Here is a 6210-nt window from a genome sequence, read left to right on the forward strand (position 1 = left end):
TTCAAATATTTTTCGATTTGTTTATCTATTCTAAAGAGAAATAACTTCGCAATTAAAACCCGATTTTTACGAATACTCATTGTTACCCAACAAAGATATTATCCCGCCACTCAAGCACAGCTCTCGCCTTGCAGTCGGACAAAGCGTTGCTTTGTTTTTCCTCCTTCATCAGTTAAAATCTTCCACCTTATAAATACGAATGAGAGAATGAAATCCGTGCGTAAAATTTTAGTCACTAATGCCCTTCCTTACGCTAATGGTCCAATTCATATGGGTCATTTACTCGGTTACATCCAGGCAGATATCTGGGTTCGTGCCATGCGGGCAATGGGTCATGATGTGACTTATGTATGTGCGGATGATGCTCATGGTACTGCCATCATGCTACGTGCTGAGGCAAACGGTATTAGCCCTGAGGAGCAAATTGCGAACGTTCAGAAAGAACATATTCGTGATTTTGATGGCTTCGGCGTACATTTCGATCACTATGATTCAACGCATAGCGATGCCAATAAAGCACGTTCAACTGATATTTATATTAAAAACCGTGAAGCTGGAAATATTGCAGTTCGTCCTGTAACTCAATTATTTGATCCAGAAAAAGGCATGTTCTTATCTGACCGCTTCATTAAGGGTACATGCCCAAAATGTAAATCAGAAGATCAATACGGCGACTCATGTGAAGTTTGCGGTACGACTTATAATGCAACTGAGTTACTTAACCCGCGCTCGACTTTAAGTGGTGCAACACCAGTTGAAAAATCTTCAGATCACTATTTCTTTAAACTACCAAACTTTGCTGAGTATTTACAGAAATGGACCCGTGATGAAGGTCGCTTACCTGTCTCGATTGCTAACAAACTCGATGAATGGTTTGAAGCAGGTTTAGCAGATTGGGATATTTCTCGTGACGCGCCATATTTTGGTTTTGAAATTCCAGATGCACCAAATAAATATTTCTATGTTTGGGTAGATGCCCCAATTGGTTATATGTCTAGTTTTGAAAATTACATCAAAGCGAAACGTCCAGATTTAAACTTTGATGATTTCTGGAAAAAAGACAGTCAAAACGACGTTTACCATTTCATTGGTAAAGATATTGTTTATTTCCATGCTTTGTTCTGGCCTGCAATGTTGGATGGTGCAAACTATCGCACTCCAACTGGTCTTTTTGTAAATGGTTTCTTGACTGTGAACGGACAAAAGATGTCTAAGTCTCGCGGAACTTTTATTAAAGCAGAGACTTATTTACAGCATTTGAATCCAGAATATTTACGTTACTACTTTGCTTCTAAACTTTCAGATAAAGTTGAAGACTCTGATTTAAATCTTGATGATTTTATTCAAAAAGTAAATTCTGACTTAGTCGGCAAAGTAGTCAACATTGCTAGTCGTTGTGCTAAATTTATCAATAGTAGCTTTAACAATACTTTATCTGCTGAATGTGCAGAACCTGAATTGGTACAAAGCTTTATTGATGCAGGCGATTCAATCGCTAGCGCATATGAAGCACGTGAATTCTCGCTAGCTATTCGTGAAATCATGGCGCTAGCTGACCGTGCAAACCAATATATTGACGAGAAAAAACCTTGGGCACTTGCTAAACAAGAAGGTCAAGAGCAACAAGTTCTTGATGTATGCTCGGTTGGTATCAACTTATTCCGTCAATTAGCAGTGTACTTAGCGCCTGTTCTTCCAACTTTGGCTGAGCAAGTTCAAGGTTTCTTAAAACTTGAAAGCTTTAATTTCGAATCACGTAAACAAATTCTTGTAAGCCATGAGATTGCACAGTTCCAACCGCTCATGCAGCGCGTTGATCCAAAAGCTGTTACCGCAATGGTGGATGCATCTAAAGAGTCTTTAGGTACTCCTGCTCCAGAAGCAACTAAAGCAACGGCGAAAAAGGACAAAGCTGCCGAGAAAAAAGCTGCCCCTGCTCCAGCAGTGGGTGAAGCTGAAATTATCGGTATCGAAGACTTCTTAAAAGTTGACTTGCGTGTTGCTCAGGTCGTTGAAGCCGGTACAGTTGAAGGTTCAGATAAGTTACTTCAATTGACCTTAGACGTTGGTGAAGCTGAACCACGCAATGTATTTAGTGGTATTCGTAGCCAATATGCACCAGAAGATTTAAAAGGTAAATTGGTCGTCATGGTGGCTAACCTTGCACCACGTAAAATGCGTTTTGGTATTTCAAACGGGATGGTACTTGCTGCTGGAAATGGTGAAGGTATTTTCATTATTTCTCCAGATACAGGTGCGAAACCAGGCGATAAAGTGTCTTAATCTGCCTTAATAAAAAAGCTTCCTGAATTGGAAGCTTTTTTATTTTAGGAATATCAAAACTGAGTGAATTAAAATATTCAATAAACTTAGGAAGCCAGTGCTTTCAAATTATGACCACGGCCACCCTTCACAAGGATTATTAAATAAAACATGTATATTTCCTAACTCCTCATTTGTTAAATAACCATTTTTATTTTCATCTAGATAATGAAATAGCTCTGTTTGCTTGTTTTCACCTTGAAAACGTTTATCGCTCGGCCAGTTGTAAGGATAGAAGTCTTCAACACGTTGAAATTCTTTTAGGCTATACATGCCATCATGATTTAAATCATATTTTTCCTGAAAAAGCTTCCAATCTAAAGAAGCAGGCTCACATGCATTTACCATATTCAAAATACAGTAAGTTGCACATCCAGCAAGTAACTTAATAGTTAACTTGCTCATGATTATTCACTTGTATATCGGAAATTTTATAATCCTTTTCATGAACCGGAGTACCCACAATACTCATGGTCCGCTCATTTGCTGGCTGTTGCTTGCTCATTGTTCTCATCTCACATCCTGTAGTTAAGATGAGAAAAACTACAGAAATGCTCACCATTAGTTTTTTCATAACGTGATCCTCATTTCTTTTTGTTTTATTTATTAAGTTACCACTTTTAAAGTGTTTAAGTGCTAAAAAAGATATTTCAATTTGTATATATTTTACGCAAAAATAAAGCCAGACGATAAATAGCTGGCTTTGGATTTTTTAGATATTTTAATTAAAGATTTATCATTTGAAGAAAATTAACTTTAAGCCTAATACACTCACAATACTTCCAGCTACTCGATCAACGCCAGTTTTTGCTTTTAAGTACATTGTTCTAGGCTTCTCTGAAGAGAGCAGCATTGCCACACATGAGTACCAACCAGCATCAATCATAAAACAAATCACTGGTAATGCGACGTAGTAATAATTTGGGATTTCTTTTGGCAACAAAGCAGTAAATACACTCGCTAGCACGACTGCAATTTTCGGATTACTTAATTGTGTAATCAAACCATAACGATATGCCTGTTTATAGGTCATTTTTGATTTGCCATCATTTTCCATGGCAATTGGTTCTTTGGCATGTTTAATAATTTTAAAAGCCAGCCAAAGCAAATACAGCCCACCACCAATTTTTAAAATCAAATATGCAGAAGGCACAGCTAATAAAACTGCTTGTAACCCCATAACAGCTAATAGGCCAAACAGAGCTGCGCCCGTTCCTGTTCCCAATGCTGTAAACAACCCATGTTTACGTGATTTAGAAATTGAATTTTGCGCTACATAAATAAAGCTTGGCCCAGGGCTTATTGCTCCAAGCATCAATGCCATAGCAATTGAAAAAAGAGGAATAAGGGACTCAAACATTGTATTGACCTAGCATCACGCAATTGCGCGGTATTCTAGCAGCTTTTTATGACGCATATAAAAATGCAGAAGATATAAATGATGAAAATTGAATTTTCATGTTTTTACAATTTATATCTTCACAACGGACAAAAATGTCCGTTAAATATATCACCTTTGAAACTCCCCAATCGATGACATGAGTAAACGTCAAAAAATTGCTGCCCATAATCGGGATGAATTACTCAATGCAGCCGAAGAATGTTTTCGTATTCATGGTATTAATGTTCCCTTACAAGTTGTAATTGACCACGCTGGTGTTGGCAGAGCAACTTTTTACCGCAACTTTTGTGATCGCAAGGCTTTAATTAGTGCGCTTCTAGAGCGTGCGATTACACAGCTAGAGCAAAAAGCAGCTCATTTTCAACAATTCGAGGACGGTTTATTTCGTTTAATTGAAGGACACATTGGGCAACTTCCCAAGCTCGCAATTTTGCAAGATTTTTGGAGAGTAATTGATCGGCAAGACCCAATTATGTTAAAAATTTATGAACGGCGAAATAATGCACTTAACCCACTGATTGAAAATGCGATAGAACAAAAACTGTGCCGAGCTGATTTCACTGCCAATGACTATGCAATGGTCACTGCAATGTTGGGTTCTTCATTTCAAGGACATGAGCCAGAAGAACAGACTCGCTTAGCAAAACGAGCAATTGAATTACTATTTCATGGTATTCAAATACAAAAAATTCGAGGGATAGAATGAGTAAAACGCCTCGTTATTTAGAAACACCACCCGACTGGACACCAGAAGAGCAACCGACTCTACCTGGTTCACCAGCAGCTATTGCACATTCTGTACCTAAGCGTTTTATTTACTTTTTTATTGGTTTATTCATCGCCCTGTCAGCAAGCTTAAGTAATGGTTTTATTACAGCAAACTTACCCTTAATCCAAGGTGAATACGGCCTGACACCTTCTGAAGCGGCTTGGCTGCCCGCGGCATATGTCATGGCAAATGTCAGTTCAAACCTGATTTTGTTTAAAGCCAGACAACAATATGGCCTGAGAGTATTTTCAGAAATAGGGCTCGTTATTTTTATTGCCGTGCTTGTGTTGCATATTTTTGTACACACCTATGAAATGGCCCTATTCGCTCGAGTTGTTGCAGGTTTAGCTGGCGCACCACTAAGCTCATTAGGTATGTATTACACCATGCAAGCCTTTAAAAAAGCAGACATGGCAAAAGGAATATATATCGCATTCGGCTTTCAGCAACTTGGCGTACCGTTAGCTTGGATTATTTCTCCATTTCTTGTCAGTACAGACAGTTGGTCCGTTCTTTACACCTTTGAACTTGGTTTAGCACTTTGTTGTTTAGCCATGGTGGTTTCATTGAAATTACCACGTAGCTTAAGAATCTATGTTTTTGAGAAGCAAGATTTCTTTACCTTTGCCTTATTGGCTCCTGGCTTTGCCTGCTTATGTATTGTGCTCACGCAAGGCCCAATTTTATGGTGGTTTAATAGTGAATGGCTTGCTTACGTCTTAATTGCAGGTTTTAGCTTAGTTGTTTTAGGTTTGCTTTATGAACACTATCGCGCCAATCCATTAATTATGACGCGTTGGTTAGGTGCTTCTTCGACCTTGCGTTTCATTTTTGGTGCTTTTGCTATTCGACTTTTAATGTCTGAACAAAGCTACGCTGCTGTTAACTTCTTAAAAACTATGGGAATGGGTCCTGATCAATTTGTGCCACTTTATGTTGTCATATTAGTCGGTATTTTAAGCGGAACACTTTTTAGTGCACTTACCTTTTCACGCGAACGAATTATCTTCCACTTACTTTTTGCAGAGTTCCTCATTCTGGTTGCTTGTGGGCTAGATTATCACCTAACCAGTGATGTTCGACCTGTGAATTTCTTTGCAAGTCAGTTTTTAGTCGGTTTTGCTGGTGGTCTATTTATTGGTCCATTACTTCTGATTGGCTTTGCGCAAACACTTGCTAAAGGCCCATCTTACGTAGTGACCTTTATCGTATTATTTTCTGCTACCCAAACTTTCGGTGGTCTTGTTGGGTCTTCTTTCTTCTCGACCTATCAACAACATCGTACGCAAAACTATCAGGCAGAGATTATTAAAGATTTAGAACAAGCAGACCCTCTAGTCGCTCAAAGACTCTCTACCTATCAACGCAGTGCATCCATCACCACTACTGACCCAGCATTACAAACAGCTCAATCCATGCGCTCACTTAATCAAGTGGTCACTCGTGAAGCCCAAGTTCGTGCCTACAATGATGTTATTGCTTTAAACGGTATTTTTGCCGTCGCCCTACTCTTATGGGGTGGATTTAATATTGCGCGTAGTAAATATCTACAACGCAGAGGAATTAGCCGTCCTTAATGGCTTTCGTATTTGATGAAATAGAAATTGAGATTGATATATGTCAGATGATCAAAACAAACCGGAACCAACACCAGCTCAGGCACCCGCCAACGAGCCAACACCTGCACCTGCACCTGCACCTGCACCTGCACCTGCAC

Annotated in this window: 7 protein-coding genes; 4 read left to right on the plus strand and 3 right to left on the minus strand. The window is 39.0% G+C overall.

Annotated elements, in window-relative coordinates:
- Positions 1–216: 216 nt before the first annotated feature.
- A complete protein-coding gene (gene metG / locus UC75_RS16270; protein ID WP_049838207.1) occupies positions 217–2283 on the plus strand; it encodes a methionine--tRNA ligase in 2067 nt (688 codons plus the stop codon).
- Positions 2284–2391: 108 nt separating this feature from the next.
- Here metG and UC75_RS16275 read toward each other — a convergent pair whose 3' ends face one another.
- The 3 genes from UC75_RS16275 to UC75_RS16285 all read right to left on the minus strand — a co-directional run bounded on the left by UC75_RS16275 (position 2392) and on the right by UC75_RS16285 (position 3682).
- Positions 2392–2727, minus strand: a complete 336-nt coding sequence (locus UC75_RS16275; protein ID WP_004794282.1) for a hypothetical protein — start codon at positions 2725–2727, stop codon at positions 2392–2394.
- Complete coding sequence (locus UC75_RS19310; RefSeq protein ID WP_049838186.1) at positions 2708–2896, minus strand: NF038215 family lipoprotein; 189 nt, start codon at positions 2894–2896, stop codon at positions 2708–2710. Before UC75_RS19310 ends, UC75_RS16275 begins: the two co-directional genes overlap by 20 nt.
- Before the next feature lie 162 nt (positions 2897–3058).
- Positions 3059–3682: a LysE family translocator gene (locus tag UC75_RS16285; protein ID WP_013198835.1), complete on the minus strand. Its 624-nt coding sequence runs from the start codon at positions 3680–3682 to the stop codon at positions 3059–3061.
- Between the two features lie 178 nt (positions 3683–3860).
- Here UC75_RS16285 and UC75_RS16290 point away from each other — a divergent pair, with 178 nt between their 5' ends.
- The 3 genes from UC75_RS16290 to UC75_RS22100 all read left to right on the plus strand — a co-directional run.
- Positions 3861–4430 carry a TetR/AcrR family transcriptional regulator gene (locus UC75_RS16290; RefSeq protein ID WP_013198836.1) on the plus strand — a complete coding sequence of 190 codons (570 nt, stop codon included), beginning with the start codon at positions 3861–3863 and terminating at the stop codon, positions 4428–4430.
- Positions 4427–6070: an MFS transporter gene (locus UC75_RS16295; protein WP_049838187.1), complete on the plus strand. Its 1644-nt coding sequence runs from the start codon at positions 4427–4429 to the stop codon at positions 6068–6070. Before UC75_RS16290 ends, UC75_RS16295 begins: the two co-directional genes overlap by 4 nt.
- A gap of 40 nt (positions 6071–6110) precedes the next feature.
- Positions 6111–6210, plus strand: a 100-nt coding sequence (locus UC75_RS22100; RefSeq protein WP_228137447.1) for a hypothetical protein, incomplete at its 3' end; no start/stop codon positions are given.

This window comes from Acinetobacter sp. V2, from assembly GCF_001188385.1.
Lineage (GTDB): Bacteria > Pseudomonadota > Gammaproteobacteria > Pseudomonadales > Moraxellaceae > Acinetobacter > Acinetobacter oleivorans.

Coding starts and splice junctions, on each gene's coding strand:
- UC75_RS16285 (WP_013198835.1), bottom strand. CDS start 3,682: ATGTTTGAGTCCCTTATTCCTCTTTTTTCAATTGCTATGGCATTGATG.
- UC75_RS16295 (WP_049838187.1), top strand. CDS start 4,427: ATGAGTAAAACGCCTCGTTATTTAGAAACACCACCCGACTGGACACCA.
- UC75_RS16290 (WP_013198836.1), top strand. CDS start 3,861: ATGAGTAAACGTCAAAAAATTGCTGCCCATAATCGGGATGAATTACTC.
- UC75_RS16275 (WP_004794282.1), bottom strand. CDS start 2,727: ATGAGCAAGTTAACTATTAAGTTACTTGCTGGATGTGCAACTTACTGT.
- UC75_RS19310 (WP_049838186.1), bottom strand. CDS start 2,896: ATGAAAAAACTAATGGTGAGCATTTCTGTAGTTTTTCTCATCTTAACT.